The organism is Rhizobium sp. 01N48, from assembly GCF_056399145.1.
In genome coordinates, this window is the sequence record NZ_JBFTQT010000011.1 from 150,351 (window position 1) to 167,536 (window position 17,186).

Below are 17,186 nucleotides of genomic sequence, written 5' to 3' on the forward strand. Positions count from 1 at the left end.
GCCGCGTCACCCTCGTCTCCACTGGGGTTTCCGACATGACGGCAATACTTCCTCCGCAGCCCGCCAAGCGGCCTGACGACATCATCCGCTTCGACCGCGTCGTGAAGCGCTTCGGCGGCGCGCAGGCGCTGGCCGGCGCATCGCTGGCGATCAAGCACGGCACGATCCACGGCCTCGTGGGGCAAAACGGCGCGGGGAAATCGACGCTGATCAAAATCCTCGCCGGCCTGCACCAACGAGACGAAGGCACGATCGAGATCGAGGGCCAGAGGATCGGTCATCTGACGCCGCATCTAGCCGAAACCCACGGCATCCACTTCATCCACCAGGACCGCCTGCTCGTTCCGACCTTCACCGTCGGCGAGGCGCTGTTTCTGGGTCGCGAGCCACGACTTCCGGGAACACCATTCCTCGATCGCCGTAAGATGCAGCGGCAGGCAAACGAGACGCTCGCCGATTATTTCGGGATCAAGTTGCCCACGCACGCCCTGATCGGGGAGCTGTCGACCGCCGAAAAGCAGATCGTCCAGATTACCCGCGCATTGCTTGATCATCCCAAGGTGCTGGTTTTCGACGAGCCGACCGCGGCGCTTGTGCGGCGCGAGGCCGATATCCTTTTCCGCCTGATCCGTCGCCTGCGCGACGAAGGCGTCACCATCATCTACATCTCGCATTATCTGAACGAAATCGAAGAGCTCTGCGACCACGTCACCGTGCTCCGCAACGGCATCGACGTGGCCTCCACACCGATTGCCGAGACATCGGCCAACGACATCGCGCGACTGATGGTCGAGCGCGATATCGCCGACATGTTTCCCAAGCGGCGGGTCGAGTTCGGAGAGGACCTCCTCAAGGTGAAAGGACTGACAGCCGCGAACCGGTTCTCCGACGTGAGCTTCACGGTCCGGCGCGGCGAGGTGCTCGGGATCACTGGCCTGCTCGGCTCCGGCGCCAAGGATCTCTTACGAACCCTGTTCGGGCTGGAGCGTGCGCAGTCCGGTCACATCGAGGTCGCGGGCGCGGCAGATAGAGCGTGCACGCCACAGGCCGCCGTCGTCAGGCAGATCGCGCTGGTGCCGGAAGATCGCCGCGGCCACGGCGTCGCGCTCGATCTGAGCGTTGCGGAAAACATCACGCTCGCGAGCCTTGATCGCTACACCAATCTGGGTGTCCTGAACGGCAAGCGCGAGAGGCGCGACAGCGACGATCTCATCAAGCGCCTGCAGATCAAGACCGCTGGCCGCGATGCGCTGGTGCGCACGCTATCGGGCGGAAACCAGCAGAAGGTGGCGATCGCCAAGTGGCTGAGCCGCCACTCGGAAATCTACCTGCTCGACGAGCCGACCGTCGGTGTCGACATCGGCTCCAAGGTCGAGATCTACACGCTGATCGGCGAGCTTGCCGAACGCGGCGCCGGCATCATCGTTCTCTCCTCCGACCTGCCGGAACTGATTGGGATCACTGACCGGATCCTGGTGCTGTTTCGCGGCCGCGTGACGCGCGAATTCATCTCTTCGGAAACCACAACGGATGAAGTGCTGGCGGAATCGACCGGTGCCTCGGAAAGATTGCGCCATGTCGGCTGATATCCACATCGGCGATCTGGCCGACTTTAAAGCGGAACACAGCAAGGAGCGCTCCGCCCGTAATCTGGCGGCGGCATCGCTGCGCTTCGGTTCGCTGATCGCCTTCGCGGTCATCCTCACCGTTTTTTCGCTCACCGCACCCTACTTCCTGAGCATCGGCAATATCGGCAACGTGCTCGGCCAGTCCGCCATCTCGGGCGTGCTGGCGATCGGCCTGACCATCGTGCTTGTCGCCGGCGGCGCCAATGTCGTCACCGGCGGTATCGACCTCTCACTCGCCGCGAATATGGGCCTCAGCGCCGCCGTCTACGCGACGGTAACGCAGCTTGGCTACGGCGATCCGGCGGCGGTTGCCGCAAGCCTGCTGACGGGGCTGGCGATCGGCGCAGTCAATGCGGCCGCCGTCGTCTTCGCCGGCATCGTGCCGCTGCTTGCGACGCTTGCCGTAATGAACGTCGTGGCGGGCCTCGAATTGGTGCTCACCCAGAATACGGTCGTTCCAGCGTCCACCGATTTCCTGACCGCACTATCTGCCTCTGATGCCTTCGGAATTCCTGTGCTTGCCTATGTGCTCCTCGGCTTCACCGCCGTGGTGACCGCGATCGTGCAATACACACCGCTTGGCCTCCGGCTCTATGCGATCGGCGAATTCCCCGATGCTGCGCGCGCTGCCGGCTTGCCGCTGAAGCGCCTGCTGGCAGGAGCCTTCCTGGCGAGTGGCCTGTGCGGCGGTATCGCCGGCATTCTGTCGGTGTCTTATCTGAGCGGCAGCACGACAGGCTCCAGCGAGATGCTGCTTCCTGTTGTCGTCACGGCGCTTCTAGGCGCGGTGTTCTCCCGCAGACTTGTGCCGACGATAACTGGCACGCTGCTCTCTGCACTCCTCGTCGGCTTCCTTGTCAACGGCTTCCAGCTCCTCAACCTTTCCAGCACGCTGGTCAGCGGCGTCCAGGGAATTCTCATCCTCATCGTCGTCTCGGCAACCACATTGCTGCGCAAGCGGGAGATTTGACCATGTCGCTTTCGGCCTCCCATTCTCCCGTCGCGCCCTGGCACCACCGTGTGCTCTCCGGTCTCGCGCGATACGGCCTGATCCTGGCGCTCGTCGCCGTCTTTGCCGCCTTTTCCCTGGCGACGCCGACATTCCTGACAGCTGGCAATCTGCAGAGCCTTCTCGTCAATAACTTCACGCTGCTTGCGATCGTTTCCGTGGCCATGACCTTCGCGGTGTCGACCGGTGGTATCGATCTTTCGGTCGGTACGGCGGTCGATTTCGCGAGCTTTGCCTTCGTCTCGCTGGTCCTTGCCGGACAGCCGGTTGCGATCGGTCTGCTTGGCGGCATCGCCGCCGGCGCGATCGTCGGCGCCTTCAACGCGGTGCTGATCTCTGGCATCGGCGTCTCGCCGTTTCTGGCGACCCTCGGCACGCTGTTCATCGGTCGCAGCGTGCAGCAACTGCTGACCAATGGCGGCAACCCGGTCTATCTGCCGCCATCGGGCGTGCCCGACACCTTCCGCTTCATCGGCCACGGCACGATATCAGGCTTTCCGCTGCCGCTGTTGATCGCGATCCTTGTCATTGCCGCCGCCGCGTTCATCTTCGCCCGCACACGCTTTGGCCGCGTGGTGCTGGCGATCGGCATCCAGCCGAGCGTCGTGCGCTATTCCGGCATCGGCCTTGGCCGGCATGTCGCCGTGACGTTCATCCTGACCGCGATTGTCGCCGCCATTGCCGGCCTGATCCTGGCGGCGACTGTCACCGTCTACATCCCCTCCTCCGGCAACGCGTTTCTCTTGAACGCGATCGGAGCGACCTTCATCGGTACAACGCTTTCGCCGCTCGGCCGGCCCAATATTGCCGGCACGGTGCTTGGCGTGCTGCTGCTGAGCATCGTCGCCAACGGGCTGCTCCTCACCGGGCTGAATTTCTACTGGCAGCAGGTTGGCACTGGCACGCTCATCTTCGCCGTGCTCGCCTTCAGCTTCATCAACCGAAAGACCGGCGGCGCCTGATCGGCGGGCGCCCAGACAATACGCAGGAAGAATGACATGAGCCGTGAAATCAGGTTGAACGCCTTCGACATGAACTGCGTCGGACACCAGTCACCAGGTCTCTGGCGACATCCGCGCGATCAGTCCTGGACCTACAAGGACATGGACTACTGGGTGCATCTGGCGAAAACGCTGGAGCGCGGCAAGTTCGATGGCCTGTTTATCGCAGACGTCCTCGGCGTCTATGATGTGCTTCACGGTAATGTCGACGCGGCACTGCGCCATTCCGCGCAGGTGCCGGTCAACGACCCGCTGCAGCTGATCCCGACCATGGCCTATGTGACTGAAAACCTCGGCTTCGGACTGACGGCGTCGCTCTCCTTCGAACATCCCTACACCTTCGCCCGCCGCATATCGACGCTCGACCATCTCACCAAAGGCCGCGTCGGGTGGAACATCGTCACCTCCTACCTCAACAGCGGTGCACTCAACATCGGCCAATCCGCTCAAACCAAGCATGACGACCGCTATGATCTGGCGGAAGAATATCTGGAGGTTTGCTACAAGCTCTGGGAGGGCAGCTGGGAAGATGACGCCGTCGTTCGCGATCGCGCTGCCGGCATCTTCACGCATCCGGAGAAGGTCCACCCGATCGGTCATTCCGGCAAGCATTTCACGGTGCCGGGCATCCACCTCAGCGAACCCTCCCCACAGCGCACGCCGGTCCTCTACCAGGCCGGCGCGTCCAGCCGCGGCAAGGATTTCGCGGGGGAACATGCAGAGTGCATCTTCGTCGCCGCTCCCTCAAAGCCGGTGCTGAAGCGTTATGTCGCCAATGTCCGGGAGGCAGCCGAGCGCGCCGGCCGCAATCCACGCGAGATCCTCGCCTTCAATCTGCAGACCGTGATCCTCGGCGAGACCGATGCGGAAGCGAAAAAGAAGTTCGATGACTATCGCCGCTACGCCTCTTTCGAAGGCGCGCAGACGTTGATCTCAGGCTGGACGGGGATCGATTTCGGCCAGTTCTCACCCGATGAGCCACTACGCCACCGCCACACCAACGCGGTGCAATCGGCTGTCGAAACATTCACGACGATCGACCCCGACAAGGTCTGGTCGGTGCGCGAAATGGCCGACTGGGTCGGCGTCGGCGGCTTCGGCCCTGTTTTCGTCGGCTCGCCGCAGACGGTCGCCGACCTGCTGCAGGAATGGGTCGAGGATACCGATGTCGACGGGTTCAATCTCGCCTATGCCATCACGCCCGAGAGCTTCGAGGACGCAGTCGATCTGCTGGTGCCGGAATTGCAAAAGCGCGGCGTCTACAAGACGGATTATCGTCAGGGCACATTGCGCGAAAAGCTGTTCGGCCATGGGCCGCGATTAGAGGCGCCCCATCCTGGCGCACGCTATCGTTATCTTGAGGCGCAGGACACGCGCCAGCCGCAGAGAGCCTGACTGTCGCCAAGCCTATCTCGAGCGCGCATCCTTCGGCGAAAATCCGAAGACCTTGCGGAAGGCCGTGGCGAAATTCGCGGCGCTTGAATAGCCGGCGACGAATGCTGCCTGCGCGATGGTCAGCTTGCCGGTTTCCAGCGCCACGCGCGCCTGATCAAGTTTGATCTTGCGTATATAGTGAAACACCGTCGTCCCGTAGGCGGTGTGAAACAGGCGTTGCAACGTGTTGACGCCGACGCCGACCTCGGCAGCCAGCGCATCGACGGAAGGTGGCGGACCATCGACCGCAAGCAACTCTTCCGCGCGTTTCAGGCGCTGGCGTTCGACGGGGCTGAGGCTGTGAGGCTCGGGCTGGGCATGGCCGGTATTCGTGACCTGGGAGAAAGCATCGGCGATGATCTGCAGGATGCGGCTTTCCATATAGAGGCGCGATAGATAGGTCTCGACTCCGGCTGGGTTGATCACCTGTTCCGCAAGCGCGATCAGCGAAGCGCTCGGCTTCCAGGATTGGGCCGCAAGTGTGGTCGCGGTGAATTGCCTCAGCGCATCGGCGCCGGACCCGCCAAGCACATCCCCTGATTCCAGCCATTCCGGGAAGATCTTGATGGTTAGCTTCCTCACCCGATCGCCGATCGCCGCGCGCCGGCGAAAGACCTCGCGTTCTTTCTGATAGAACAGCGTGGCGGAAGGCACCCAGCGTCCCGAACCGGATTGCTGCTGCGCCATCGGAATATCCTTGTCGCCGATACTGGCGCTGACGCCGCCCTGGAAGAACAGCTTGATGCCAAGATGCGGCGGCGCTTCGGTTTCGGTGCGCAGGTCGCAAAGATTGGTGACGTCGGAATAGTGAACGGTGAGCCCGCTGCGGATCTGTGTCTTTTGGAAGCGACCGCGCAGAAGCGTATCCTCGCCCTGCCGGTTGGATGCGAGCAGGCGGAAGGATTGGTTCTCCTTCTGCAAGTGATCAAAAAAATCCTGCGCCTTGACGAGCGAATTCATCGAACCAGTCCCGTTTTTTGATGCCGCACCGCCACCGTGTGTTCTGCAAACGATATTGAGGCTTTTTCAAACAAGTTCGCGGTGGCCGGACATCCCCTTCGCCGTATAAAGAATAAACATGATTAATTCCATCATATTTTAAACGAGTGTGTGTTTCCGGTCGTTGGACTGGACAGCAGATGCCTCGTGAGTGACTGAGGGACATAATGGATTCTATTCGAATTCTCCTCCGCGCAGCGGTCGTCACGCCCGCCATTCTCGGAGCGGCCACCGCCGTGGCGCAAGAACAGACGGCGACTGATCTGCAGAAGATCACCATCACGGCCGATGGCGCGAAGGACAAGGGTCCGGTCGCCAAGCGTTCGCGCTCGGGTACCAAGACCGATACACCGCTCATCGAGACGCCTCAGTCAGTCTCCGTGGTGACGCAAGAAGACATCGAGAAGCGCCGCGCGACCAGCGTGGCAGCGGCACTGCGCTATGAGCCGGGCGTCACGACGGGCTCGCGACCCGGCGACCGGTTCGACAGCGTCTTCATCCGCGGCTTCGGAGGTTTCGGGGGAGCAGCAAACTACATCCATTACTGGGATGGTCTGAGGCTGCCGACGGGGCTCAATTACAATGTGCCGTCGGTCGATCCATATTTCCTGCAGCGTATCGATATCACCCGCGGACCGGCATCGGTGCTCTACGGCTCCGGCAATCCCGGCGGCCTCGTCAATCTGGTCAGCAAGGAGCCGGAAGCGGAGGCCTCTCACGAGGTGCTGACGCGCTTCGGCAATAATGGTCGCGCTGAAGCGGCTTTCGATTTCACCGGGCCGGTTGAAGGCAATGACCAGCTTCTCTACCGGCTCACCGGCATCGCCACCCAATACGATCTCGGCTTCGACTATTCCGACAGCTCGCGCGTCGCGATGGCTCCATCGGTTACCTGGGCGCCCGACAACGACACGACCTTGACCCTGAAGGCGAGCTATACACGCGATCCGAACGCTGCGCTGACGAACTGGATGCCGGCGCTCGGCACCCTGCAGACGAACCCGAACGGCCAGATCCCCTATGATTTCTTCAGCGGCAATCCGAACTACAACCAGTTCGAGCGCACGCAGGCGACGCTGGGATACGAGTTCGAGCAGCACCTGAACGATACCTGGACGGTTCGGCGGAACCTGCGCTTCATGCATAATGAGAGCGAGTTCAAGGCCTACTCGGTCGCGCCGGGCGCCCCATGGGCAAGTGCCGCGAGCTGCGGCGGCGTGAGCTATCTGTGCCTTTCGCGCCAGTCGACCCATTATGTCGAACAGTTCAACGCGCTGGCCGTCGACAACCAGGCGCAGGCGGATTTCAATACGGGCGCGCTGGAGCACACCGTCCTGTTCGGCCTCGATTACCAGCAGGTGGACGCGAGCGCGACCTATGGAAACGGCGCAACCACCTATCTGAACTACCTCAACCCCGTGTACGAGGCCGCTCCGAACGTCAAGTTCACCGGGCATCAGGACCAGACGCGCCGGCAGACCGGCGTCTATATTCAGGATCAGATGAAGCTGGACAATTGGTCCTTCGTTCTCGCCGGCCGCCAGGATTGGGCCAGCATCGACAATGCGACGACCAATCTCACCTCGAATGTCACAAGCAATTCCGAGACGACCGACAGCGCCTTCACCTGGAAAGCCGGTCTTCTCTACGAGTTCGATAACGGCATCGCTCCTTACGCCAGCTATTCCACCTCCTTCGACCCGACCACCGGGACCGGCTACGGCGGCGTCAACTTCAAGCCGACGACGGGCCAGCAGTATGAGGTCGGCATCAAGTATCAGCCGCAGAACATGGACGCGCTCTTTACCGTTGCGCTCTACGACCTGACCCAGCAGAACGTGCTGACGACGGACACCGCCCATCCGGGCACCGGAACGAGCATGGGCTGCAGTGCAACGGTGTGCCAGACGCAGACCGGTGAGGTCCGTTCGCGCGGCGTCGAACTGGGAGCGAAGTTCGCGGTGACGGATAACCTTAACCTGATCGCGTCTTACTCCTACAACGACATCAAGGTCACGAAGAACAACGTCGCGAATGTGGAAGGCAACGCCCCCGTTGGCGCGCCGGTGCACATGGCAAACCTTTGGGCCGACTATACGCTGAGCGATGGCCCGCTTGCCGGCCTCGGTTTTGGCGGTGGCGCACGCTATATCGGCGGCACTTACGGCGACGCCACGAATACCGACGCGATGAAGGTGCCTGGCTACACTCTGTTCGACGCGGCCGTACATTACGACTTCGGCCAGAACAACCCAGAGTTCAAGGGCCTGACGGCCGCGGTCAATGTGACAAATCTCTTCAACAAGGAGTATGTCGCGGCTTGCGCCTCCGCTGCGCAATGCTTCTACGGCACTGGCCGCACGGTTATGGCGACCCTTGCCTATAAGTGGTGACGGAAATGGACGCGGCTATGAGATTGGGCAATTCGATGAGATGCTGCATGCTCGAGATGTTTCGCCTCCTTGTCTTGCTGATCGGGCTAAGCGTTGCGGGTGCGGCGCATGCTGAGCTGTCGCTGACCGATCTCAAGGGCCGCAACGTCACCCTCCAGAAGCCGGCGAGCCGGATTCTGGTCGATGACGGGCGGATGATCATCGCTCTGTCTTTCCTGAGCGACGATCCCATCAGCCTCGTTGCCGCATGGCCGCATGACATCGATCGTTTCGGCCGCGAGCTCTACGCTACCTACCTGGCCAAGTTCCCGGCGATTGACACCTTGCCGAGATCGACGAGCAACACGCAGGACATGGCGGTGGAGCAGGTGATCGCGGCCAAGCCCGATCTGGTGATCCTGTCGCTTCACTCGCGTCCGGCCGAGCAGCAGCTTGCACAGCTCGATGAAGCCGGCATTCCTGTGATCTTCGTCGATTTCTCCGCCGATCCCTTCGTCAATACCGACAAGAGCCTCGATATTCTCGGCAAGGCGATCGGCCGCGATGAACAGGCGCAAAAGGTCGTCGCGTTCCGGCAGCAACAGAAACGCATGCTGATGGACAGGATCATCATGGCTGGCGCCCTGCAAAAGCCGGTCGTCTTCATGGAGACGCACGCGTCCACAAATGAAGCATGCTGCAATTCACCGGGTTCGGGCAATGTGGGCCGTTTCATCGATTTTGCCGGCGGCGCCAATATCGGCGCGGTTCTAAAGGGAAGACCATCCGGGCAGATCAGCCTGGAATATGCGCTCGCAACCAAGCCGGATATCTATATCGCCAGCGGCGGCCAGTATATGGAAAAGCGCGGCGGCTTGCTGGTCGGTCCGAACTACAGTGCGTCGGAGACACAGGCGTCACTCGATCGCCTTCTCGCGCGCCCGGGGTTCTCATCGCTACCGGCGATCGAAAAGGGCAATATTCACGGCATTTCCCAACAGCTCTTCAATTCGCCGCTCGATCTTCTGGCACTTGAGCTGATCGCTCGCTGGGTGCATCCCGATCTGTTTGCCGATATCGATGTGGAGGCCGTGCGACAGGAGTTCAACGGCTTCATGGCCGTGCCACTCACGGGAGCATATTGGACGAAATGATGGGGTTCGGTCGCAGCATGAAAAAGCATCACCAGCAATCGGCAGAATGTCCCGAGACATTGATCCGGACACCCTATGTCCTGCCCGGCTGCGAAAGGTTCCGCCAGCGATCGATCGTGAGCGGTCTCGACTACGAGATCTTCGTGTCGGTTCCAGACGTCGAACCGCCGGCATCGGGTTTCCCCGTTCTCTATCTGCTCGATGGCAATTCCGATTTCGTGACCGTCTCGGAAACGATGAAGCGCGTGTCACGGCGCCCACAGGCGACCGGGATATCACCGTCCATTGTTGTTGGCATCGGCTACCCTGATACCGAAAGCTACAACATAGACCGCCGGCAGTTCGACCTCACGCGCCATGCGCCGGATGAGGCGGCTCTACCCGATGCGTCCAGTGGCGCCTGCGGTGGACAGGACGCATTCGTCGCGTTTCTGCGCACGCAGCTACAGCCGCATATCGAGACGGCCTATCCTGCCGATCCGGCCCGCCGAATGCTGATGGGGCACTCGCTTGCCGGCTACTTCGTCCTCGACATATTGAGCCGCCGCCCTGAGTTGTTCTCAGGCTATATCAGCTTCAGCCCCTCCATCTGGTGGGACCGAGCCGGGCTGATGCAGGCGGGCGCCGCGATCCGTGCCCCTACCCCGCTGCGGCTTCATATCTCCGCCGGCCGTTGGGAGCAGGAACTCGCGCCCTGGCAGGACCTGGAAAGCCTGACGGGTCGCTATCATCAAGTGCGCGAGGCAAGACGGATGATCGAGAACGCGCGAGAGTTTGCGGAGGCCATCCGTCCCGTTGTCGGCGAAAAGGCGGTGAAATTCGAGGTCGGCGCCGACGAGGACCATTCAACGATCGTTACGGTCATGCTCTGTCGCGCATTGCGGTTTGTTGCGGCACGATAGGGCGAGCGACAAAACCGTGACATCCAGCGCACACACGGCGTACCATTTCCCGCCCCTTGTTTGGCCTGCGGCCGCTTTCCACGGGCCGCAGGCCAAGGCGTCACATATCTCCCGGCGAGATACCGGTGATCGTTTTCGAGATATCCCATAGCCGATCGGCCGCTTGAGGATCCATCGCCCACGGCGCAACGCCCTTGTCTCCCGGCGCCTCTTCCTGAGGTAGAGATATCTCGCAATCTTCGCAGTAGACACCGCCTATCCCGACCAGCTGCGGTGAAGTTGCGGCCCACACACTCGTCGCGGCGCCCTGCTCCGGTGACTTCAAATCGCGGGAGGGATCGACGCGGCGATCACCGTTCTCGTCATAGACATCAAACGCATTGATCTCGTCTTCGCTGAGATGGCGGGCGAGGTCCGTCAGGATGACCCCGGGGTGCAAGGAGAACGCCCGCACACCGAATGCCGCTCCACGTTGATCAAGACCAAGCGCGAAAAGCGCATTGGCGGTCTTTGCCTGACCATAGGCTTGCCACTTGTCATAGGGGCGCGCGCGGAAGTCGATATCGTCAAAATCGACCGGGCAGATCTGATGACCCCGCGAGGAGACCGAGACGACGCGGGCGTTACCCGACTTAATGAGAGCCGGCCAAAGACCGGCCACCAGCCGGAAATGTCCAAGGTGGTTGGTGGCGAACTGGCTCTCATGGCCGTCGACATCGCGGGCCAGCGGCGTTGCCATGATCCCGGCGCTGTTGATCAGGATGGAGACAGCCCTGCCCTGTCCAACAATCCTGTTCGAGAAGGCGGCGATCGATGCGGCGTCGGTGAGGTCCATCGTCTCGATGGTCACGTTCCCTATTCCGGCCAGCGTCCGCTCGGCCTTGCCGCGATCGCGCGCCGGAACGATCACATGCGCGCCGGCGCTTGCAAGCGCCCGCGTTGTTTCCACCCCAAGCCCGGAATAGCCGCCCGTCACGATCGCCGTCTTGCCGGTAAGATCGAGGCCCTCGACGACGTTAAGTGCCGTGCTCGCTGCGCCGAATGGCGATCCGATTGGTTTTTGCTCGGACATGTATTCACTCCTTCGTTTTTCTGGTGTCCGCAACGCATATCGTGTAGATTTTCGGTGACTACAGCCTGAAGAATCCGGAATTTTGTCGTGATCGTCCAAAACATGCATGATGCTCTCTCCGACGTTCTGGGCGCAATCGATGCCCGCGCGCTGTTTTCCGTGCGGTTTGCTGCCTCGGGACCGTGGTCAGTCGCCTTTCCAGCGCCGAGCTATCTGAAGTTCAATGCCGTGCGGCGCGGTGCCGCATGGATTATCGAGGACGGCGCCGCACCTCGCCGTGTTGAGGCCGGAGACTGCCTTGTCGTCAGCGGCAGGTCGTTTACACTTTGCAGCGATCCGAAGGTGCCTTCGGTCCCGGCAAGCAAGGTTTTCGCCAATGCCGGCCTCGATGTGACGATCGCCGACGGCTCTGACTTCGTGTTGCTCGGCGGAAGTGTCAATCTCGACACGGTAGATGGTTCGCTATTGACGGATGCGCTGCCACCGCTCGTCCTCATCAAAAGTGACGATGCCGGCCCGATCGGCTGGCTGCTTGAGCAACTGGACCGTGAATGGAACGGTACGGCACCTGGTTCTCGTGTCGCCTGCAACGATCTTTTGCGGCTGACGTTCATTTACGTTCTGCGCGCCTACCTCGCGCAGGACCGCGCTCAGCATCCCGGATGGCTCGCGGGCCTTGCGGACAATCGCCTGGCACCGGCGCTGCGGGCAATCCACGCTGATCCCGCGCACCCTTGGACGGTCGAAACGCTTGCGCGCCTCGTTGGCCAGTCCCGCTCGACGTTTGCCGAACGCTTCAAGGTGACCGTTGGGGCATCCCCGATGGACTACCTTGTCCGTTGGCGGATGCGGATCGCCGCCGCCCGCCTTCGCCGCGGTGAGGAACCCCTGCCGCGCATTGCGCAGTCGCTGGGCTATGCCTCCGACAGTGCATTCGCAGCGGCATTCCGGCGGGTTCTTATGGAATCGCCTGCGCGATATCGCAGTATACATCGCGCATCCGGTGCAGGATCGCGGTAACTGTTATCTGCGATATAGGGCGCGGCACTTGTTGTACGCATGATGGCGATATAGCGTATACGCCACCGAAACATTCATTGAAGTCCCATGTCATCGAATTCCGACCGGGTCGATATCGCCCATCGCACCCTGAGACAGGCCATTATCGAGCAGGCGATCAAAGCCGGTACCAAGCTGCCCGAGGATGAGATCGGCAAGCACTTTTCCATGAGCCGTACTCTGGTACGCGCCGTGCTGGCAAAATTGCAGGCTCAGGGGCTGGTCGATACCTATCACAAACGCACAGCCACGGTCGCTCAGCCGAGCCTTGAGGAAGCACGCGATGCATTCGCGGTGCGCCGTGCGCTGGAGCGCGAGGTCATGAAGGCGGTGGTCAAGCGCTGGAGCCCCGCCATCGAGAAGAGCCTGCGCGAACATGTCCAGGAGGAGGAGGGCGCCCATGCCAAGGGCGACGTCCGGCTTTCGACGCGGCTTGCGGGCGAGTTCCATCTGAAGCTTGCCGACCTTGCGGGCAATGCACTCCTGCAGCGCTATCTCTCCGAACTGGTGTCGCGCTGTTCGCTGATCCTTGCCATGTATAGCCGCCCGCATTCGAGCGAATGCGCCATTAGCGAGCACTCCGGGCTTATCGCTGCCCTCAAGAAGGGCGATATCGCCGCCGCTGAGCGCTTGATGGATGATCATCTGTCGTCAGTAGAAAGCCGGGCGCTGTTCGAGGACGAGGCGGCCATTGAGCCTGATCTTGGCTCGATCCTCTCCCGCTTCTCCGCTCGCACCGCGGGCTGATTGCCGCTTTTTCAATCACGTATACATGATTTTGCATTTTATGTAGACGTGGAACCAACCGCGACCACTCGTCGACCTGGGCGCAGCCAGGTGCGACTCGGGCTTTATATCAACGATTCCATAAATTTAGCGCCTCGGCGCATCGTTCGCCGCGACAATCGATACGGACTGGCATCAATGTTGCATACGTGATTATAGAGATCATGTAGCCAAGATTGTCATCATGCCACATACGATATCGCCACATACCGAACACCGCCTCGAGCTGCGAGGAATCCGCAAGGCCTATCCGGCCGTGGTCGCCAATGACCGGATCGACCTTTGCGTCCGTCCGGGTGAGATCCACGCCGTCGTCGGCGAGAACGGTGCCGGCAAGTCGACGTTGATGAAGATCATCTACGGCATGGTACGACCGGATTCCGGCGAGCTCCTGTGGGATGGGCGCGAGGTTTCGATCGCCTCGCCCGCCGATGCGCAGAAGCTCGGTATCGGCATGGTGTTCCAGCACTTCGCGCTGTTCGACACGCTCTCGGTGGCGGAAAACATCGCGCTGGCGCTGCCGGGCCGCCCGCCGATCGAACCGCTGTCGAGAAGGATCAACGAAGTCGCCGCGCGCTATGGCCTGCCGGTAGAGCCGGAGCGGCATATCTACACGATGTCAGTCGGCGAGCGGCAGCGGGTCGAGATCATCCGCGCGCTTTTGCAAAATCCGCGCCTGCTCATTCTCGACGAGCCGACCTCTGTGCTGACGCCGCAGGCGGTCGAAACGCTCTTCGTCACGCTGCGCCAGATCGCGGCCGAGGGATGCAGCATTCTCTATATCAGCCACAAGCTGAACGAGATCAGGGATCTCTGCCATACCGCAACCATCCTGCGCGGCGGCCGGGTCACCGGCATGTGCGATCCTAGACAGGAAAGCCCGGCCTCGATGGCCCGCATGATGATCGGCGCCGATCTCCCGAGCTTTCGCCATCGCGGCGACACGTTGGCCGGCAAAACACGCCTCAGCGTGTCCGGTCTGACGCTCCCTACCCAGGATCCGTTCGGCACGGCACTTGGCGACATTAGCTTTGCGGTGCGCGGCGGCGAAATTCTCGGCATTGCCGGCGTCTCGGGCAACGGTCAGCAGGAACTGCTGGGAGCACTCTCGGGCGAAACGCCGCTATCGAATGCCGATGCAATCACCATCGACGGCAAGCCAGCGGGCCACCGCGATCCGGCCGGCCGGAGGCGGCTTGGCCTCTGCTCCGTTCCCGAGGATCGGCTGAAGCAGGGCTCGGTCCCCTCGCTGCCGCTCCTGGAGAACGTGCTGCTCACCGCCAATCGCAACGGCGCTATTCGCGCCGGTCTCATCCGCTTCTATCGCGTTAAGGCCTATGCCGAGCGCTGCATTCAGGCCTTCGACGTCAGGACGCCAGGCGCCCAGGCGCAGGCCGGCAGCCTGTCCGGCGGCAACCTTCAGAAATTCATCATCGGCCGCGAGATCCTGCAGGAGCCGGGCGTGCTGATCGTCTCGCAGCCGACCTGGGGTGTGGACGTCGGAGCGGCACTCATCATCCGCCAGGCGCTGCTCGACCTGCGCGATCGGGGTGCGGCGATCGTCGTCATCTCCGAGGAACTCGACGAACTCTTCGAGATCTCCGACAAAATCGCCGTCATAGCCGGCGGCCGGCTGACGGCGGCCATACCGATTGCCGAGGCAAACCGCGATGCGATCGGCATTGCCATGTCCGGCCAAAGTGCCGGCGACGAGCCAGACGAACGCGCCAGCAAGGAGCTTGCCCATGCGCTTTGAACCGCGCCCCAATCCCTCGCGCATCATGATCCTGATGTCGCCGGTCATCGCGATTGCGCTGACGTCGATCGTTGCCATGGCGCTCTTCGCGCTCGCCGGCCAAAACCCACTTGAAGCGCTGATCATCTTCCTGACCGCGCCTCTCGCCGATCTCTACGGTTTCGGCGAGCTGCTGATCAAGGCTGCACCCCTGGTGCTGATCGGCGTCGGCCTCGCGATCGGCTTTCGCGCCGGCATCTGGAACGTCGGCGCCGAAGGGCAGCTGACAGTGGGCGTCATCTTCGCCGGCTATGTCGCGCTGAAGTTTGGCCCGGCCGGCGGCTGGTGGGTTCTGCCATTGATGGTGATCGCCGGCGCTGTCGGCGGCGTCTTCTGGGCGGCCATCCCCGCGCTATTGCGCGTAAAGTTCAATGCCAGCGAAATCCTGGTCAGCCTGATGTTGAACTACGTCGCGGCCCTCTGGCTGTCCTGGCTGATCTTCGGCCTCTGGCGCGATCCGGCCGGGTTCAACTTCCCGCAGTCGGAGCCGCTGGCGCCGGATGCCCTCTTCCCGATCCTGATCGCGGACACCCGCGCCAATGTCAGCGTCCTCTTCGCGCTGGGCGCGGTTGTCGCGGGCTGGCTGTTCATGAACCGCAGCTTCGCCGGCTTCCAGCTCAAGGTCACGGGCCTCTCCGAAGGCGCCGCCCGCTATGCCGGCTTCGGCGTCAGCCGCGCGGTCTGGATCGGCATGCTTGCGAGCGGTGCGGCTGCCGGCATCGCAGGCGTCGGCGAGATCGCCGGCCCGCTTGCCCAGATCTTCCCGACCGCCTCGCCCGGCTATGGCTACGCGGCGATCATCGTTGCCTTTCTCGGGCGGTTGCACCCGGTCGGCATCCTGCTCTCCGGCCTCTTGATGGCGTTGCTCTATCTCTCGGGCGATGTCGCGCAGATGTCGCTCGGCATGCCGTCTTCGATCACCGGCCTGTTGCAGAGCACGCTGCTCTTCTTCCTGCTGACGACAGACGTCTTCATTCAGTACCGAATCCGCTTCCAGTCCTCCAACCGCCAGGGAGCCGCCACATGATGGACCAGATCCTTCCCATTCTCGTGGCCACACTCGTTGCCGGCACGCCCCTGATCTACGCTGCACTCGGCGAACTCGTCGCCGAACGTTCCGGCGTGCTAAACATGGGCGTCGAGGGCATGATGGTCATCGGCGCGGTGATTGCCTTCATCGTGATGATGGCGACCGGCAGCCTGTGGCTCGCAGTAGTCGCGGCCATGCTGGCGGCGATGTTGCTCGCCCTCATGTTCGCGGTTCTCGCCGTCGGCTTCCGCGCCAATCAGATCGCGGTCGGGCTGGCATTGACGATTTTCGGCACCAGTCTCGCCTCGTTCATCGGCAAGCCCTACATCGGCATGGCGATCGTGATGGAGCCTTCGACAGCATCAAGGATTGCCGCGAAAATCCCGCTGCTGGGCGTCATTCTCGGCCAACTTCATCCGCTGGCCTGGCTGTCCTGGGCCTTCTTCGCCGGCGTCTGGTATTTCCTCAACCGCAGCCGCAGCGGGCTGATCCTGCGCGCGATCGGCGAATCGCCCACATCTGCGCATGCGCTCGGCTATCCCGTTAACACGATCCGCTACCTCGCCACGCTTTTCGGCGGTGCAAGCGCCGGCATTGCGGGCGCCTACGTATCGATCGTCTACACCTCGCTTTGGACCGAGGGGCTGATTGCCGGGCGTGGCTGGATCGCCGTGGCACTGGTCGTCTTTTCCACCTGGCGGGCGGGACGCTGCTTCCTCGGCGCCTATCTGTTCGGCGGCGCCACGATCGCCCAGCTCTTTGCCCAGAGCGCCGGCATCGGGATGCCGTCCGAGCTCATGTCCGCCCTTCCCTATCTCGTCACGATCGTCGTGCTGGTGCTGATCTCGCGCAACGCCGCGCTGATGCGCCTCAACGTCCCCGCTTCCCTCGGCAAGCCATTTGCCGCCGAGGGCTGAAACAGCCGTCCATCACTTAAACCAAACA

Annotated in this window: 14 protein-coding genes; 12 read left to right on the forward strand and 2 right to left on the reverse strand. The window is 62.1% G+C overall.

The window, feature by feature from the left end; all coding sequences use genetic code 11:
* Positions 1–35 precede the first annotated feature (35 nt).
* The 4 genes from AC1DOG_RS20060 to AC1DOG_RS20075 are packed head-to-tail and all read left to right on the forward strand — an operon-like array spanning position 36 to position 5,033.
* Positions 36–1,586, forward strand: coding sequence for a sugar ABC transporter ATP-binding protein (locus AC1DOG_RS20060; protein ID WP_477930518.1), 1,551 nt, complete (start codon positions 36–38; stop codon positions 1,584–1,586).
* A complete protein-coding gene (locus AC1DOG_RS20065; protein WP_113199756.1) occupies positions 1,576–2,598 on the forward strand; it encodes an ABC transporter permease in 1,023 nt (340 codons plus the stop codon). Before AC1DOG_RS20060 ends, AC1DOG_RS20065 begins: the two co-directional genes overlap by 11 nt.
* Before the next feature lie 2 nt (positions 2,599–2,600).
* Positions 2,601–3,599 carry an ABC transporter permease gene (locus AC1DOG_RS20070; protein ID WP_477930520.1) on the forward strand — a complete coding sequence of 333 codons (999 nt, stop codon included), beginning with the start codon at positions 2,601–2,603 and terminating at the stop codon, positions 3,597–3,599.
* Positions 3,600–3,635: 36 nt separating this feature from the next.
* The gene (locus AC1DOG_RS20075) at positions 3,636–5,033 is read left to right on the forward strand and encodes an LLM class flavin-dependent oxidoreductase (protein ID WP_477930522.1); all 1,398 of its coding nucleotides are present in this window, start codon (positions 3,636–3,638) and stop codon (positions 5,031–5,033) included.
* Positions 5,034–5,045: 12 nt separating this feature from the next.
* Here the strand turns inward: AC1DOG_RS20075 and AC1DOG_RS20080 are convergent, their stop codons facing one another.
* Positions 5,046–6,032 carry a helix-turn-helix transcriptional regulator gene (locus tag AC1DOG_RS20080; RefSeq protein WP_289729540.1) on the reverse strand — a complete coding sequence of 329 codons (987 nt, stop codon included), beginning with the start codon at positions 6,030–6,032 and terminating at the stop codon, positions 5,046–5,048.
* A 206-nt stretch (positions 6,033–6,238) separates the two neighbouring features.
* Here AC1DOG_RS20080 and AC1DOG_RS20085 point away from each other — a divergent pair, with 206 nt between their 5' ends.
* From AC1DOG_RS20085 to AC1DOG_RS20095, 3 genes are read left to right on the forward strand one after another with little or no spacing between them, the layout of a single operon-like run.
* Positions 6,239–8,464: a TonB-dependent siderophore receptor gene (locus tag AC1DOG_RS20085; RefSeq protein ID WP_477930525.1), complete on the forward strand. Its 2,226-nt coding sequence runs from the start codon at positions 6,239–6,241 to the stop codon at positions 8,462–8,464.
* Positions 8,465–8,511: 47 nt separating this feature from the next.
* Positions 8,512–9,597 (forward strand): ABC transporter substrate-binding protein, encoded by a 1,086-nt coding sequence (locus tag AC1DOG_RS20090; protein ID WP_477930527.1) that lies wholly within the window; start codon positions 8,512–8,514, stop codon positions 9,595–9,597.
* Between the two features lie 17 nt (positions 9,598–9,614).
* Positions 9,615–10,499: an alpha/beta hydrolase gene (locus AC1DOG_RS20095; protein WP_477930529.1), complete on the forward strand. Its 885-nt coding sequence runs from the start codon at positions 9,615–9,617 to the stop codon at positions 10,497–10,499.
* 100 nt (positions 10,500–10,599) lie between these two features.
* On the opposite strand, the gene AC1DOG_RS20100 is transcribed toward AC1DOG_RS20095, so the two are convergent.
* Positions 10,600–11,571, reverse strand: coding sequence for an oxidoreductase (locus AC1DOG_RS20100; protein WP_477930531.1), 972 nt, complete (start codon positions 11,569–11,571; stop codon positions 10,600–10,602).
* 87 nt (positions 11,572–11,658) lie between these two features.
* Here AC1DOG_RS20100 and AC1DOG_RS20105 point away from each other — a divergent pair, with 87 nt between their 5' ends.
* The 5 genes from AC1DOG_RS20105 (at position 11,659) to AC1DOG_RS20125 (ending at position 17,158) form a co-directional block, all read left to right on the forward strand.
* Positions 11,659–12,591 carry an AraC family transcriptional regulator gene (locus tag AC1DOG_RS20105; protein WP_477930533.1) on the forward strand — a complete coding sequence of 311 codons (933 nt, stop codon included), beginning with the start codon at positions 11,659–11,661 and terminating at the stop codon, positions 12,589–12,591.
* Between the two features lie 87 nt (positions 12,592–12,678).
* Complete coding sequence (locus AC1DOG_RS20110) at positions 12,679–13,377, forward strand: GntR family transcriptional regulator (RefSeq protein ID WP_112820388.1); 699 nt, start codon at positions 12,679–12,681, stop codon at positions 13,375–13,377.
* A 223-nt stretch (positions 13,378–13,600) separates the two neighbouring features.
* On the forward strand, positions 13,601–15,172 hold the full coding sequence (locus AC1DOG_RS20115) for an ABC transporter ATP-binding protein (protein ID WP_477930536.1): 1,572 nt from the start codon (positions 13,601–13,603) through the stop codon (positions 15,170–15,172).
* The gene (locus AC1DOG_RS20120) at positions 15,162–16,238 is read left to right on the forward strand and encodes an ABC transporter permease (protein WP_112941148.1); all 1,077 of its coding nucleotides are present in this window, start codon (positions 15,162–15,164) and stop codon (positions 16,236–16,238) included. The genes AC1DOG_RS20115 and AC1DOG_RS20120 overlap by 11 nt, the downstream gene beginning before the upstream one ends.
* The gene (locus AC1DOG_RS20125; protein ID WP_477930579.1) at positions 16,238–17,158 is read left to right on the forward strand and encodes an ABC transporter permease; all 921 of its coding nucleotides are present in this window, start codon (positions 16,238–16,240) and stop codon (positions 17,156–17,158) included. The genes AC1DOG_RS20120 and AC1DOG_RS20125 overlap by 1 nt, the downstream gene beginning before the upstream one ends.
* Positions 17,159–17,186: the final 28 nt, after the last annotated feature.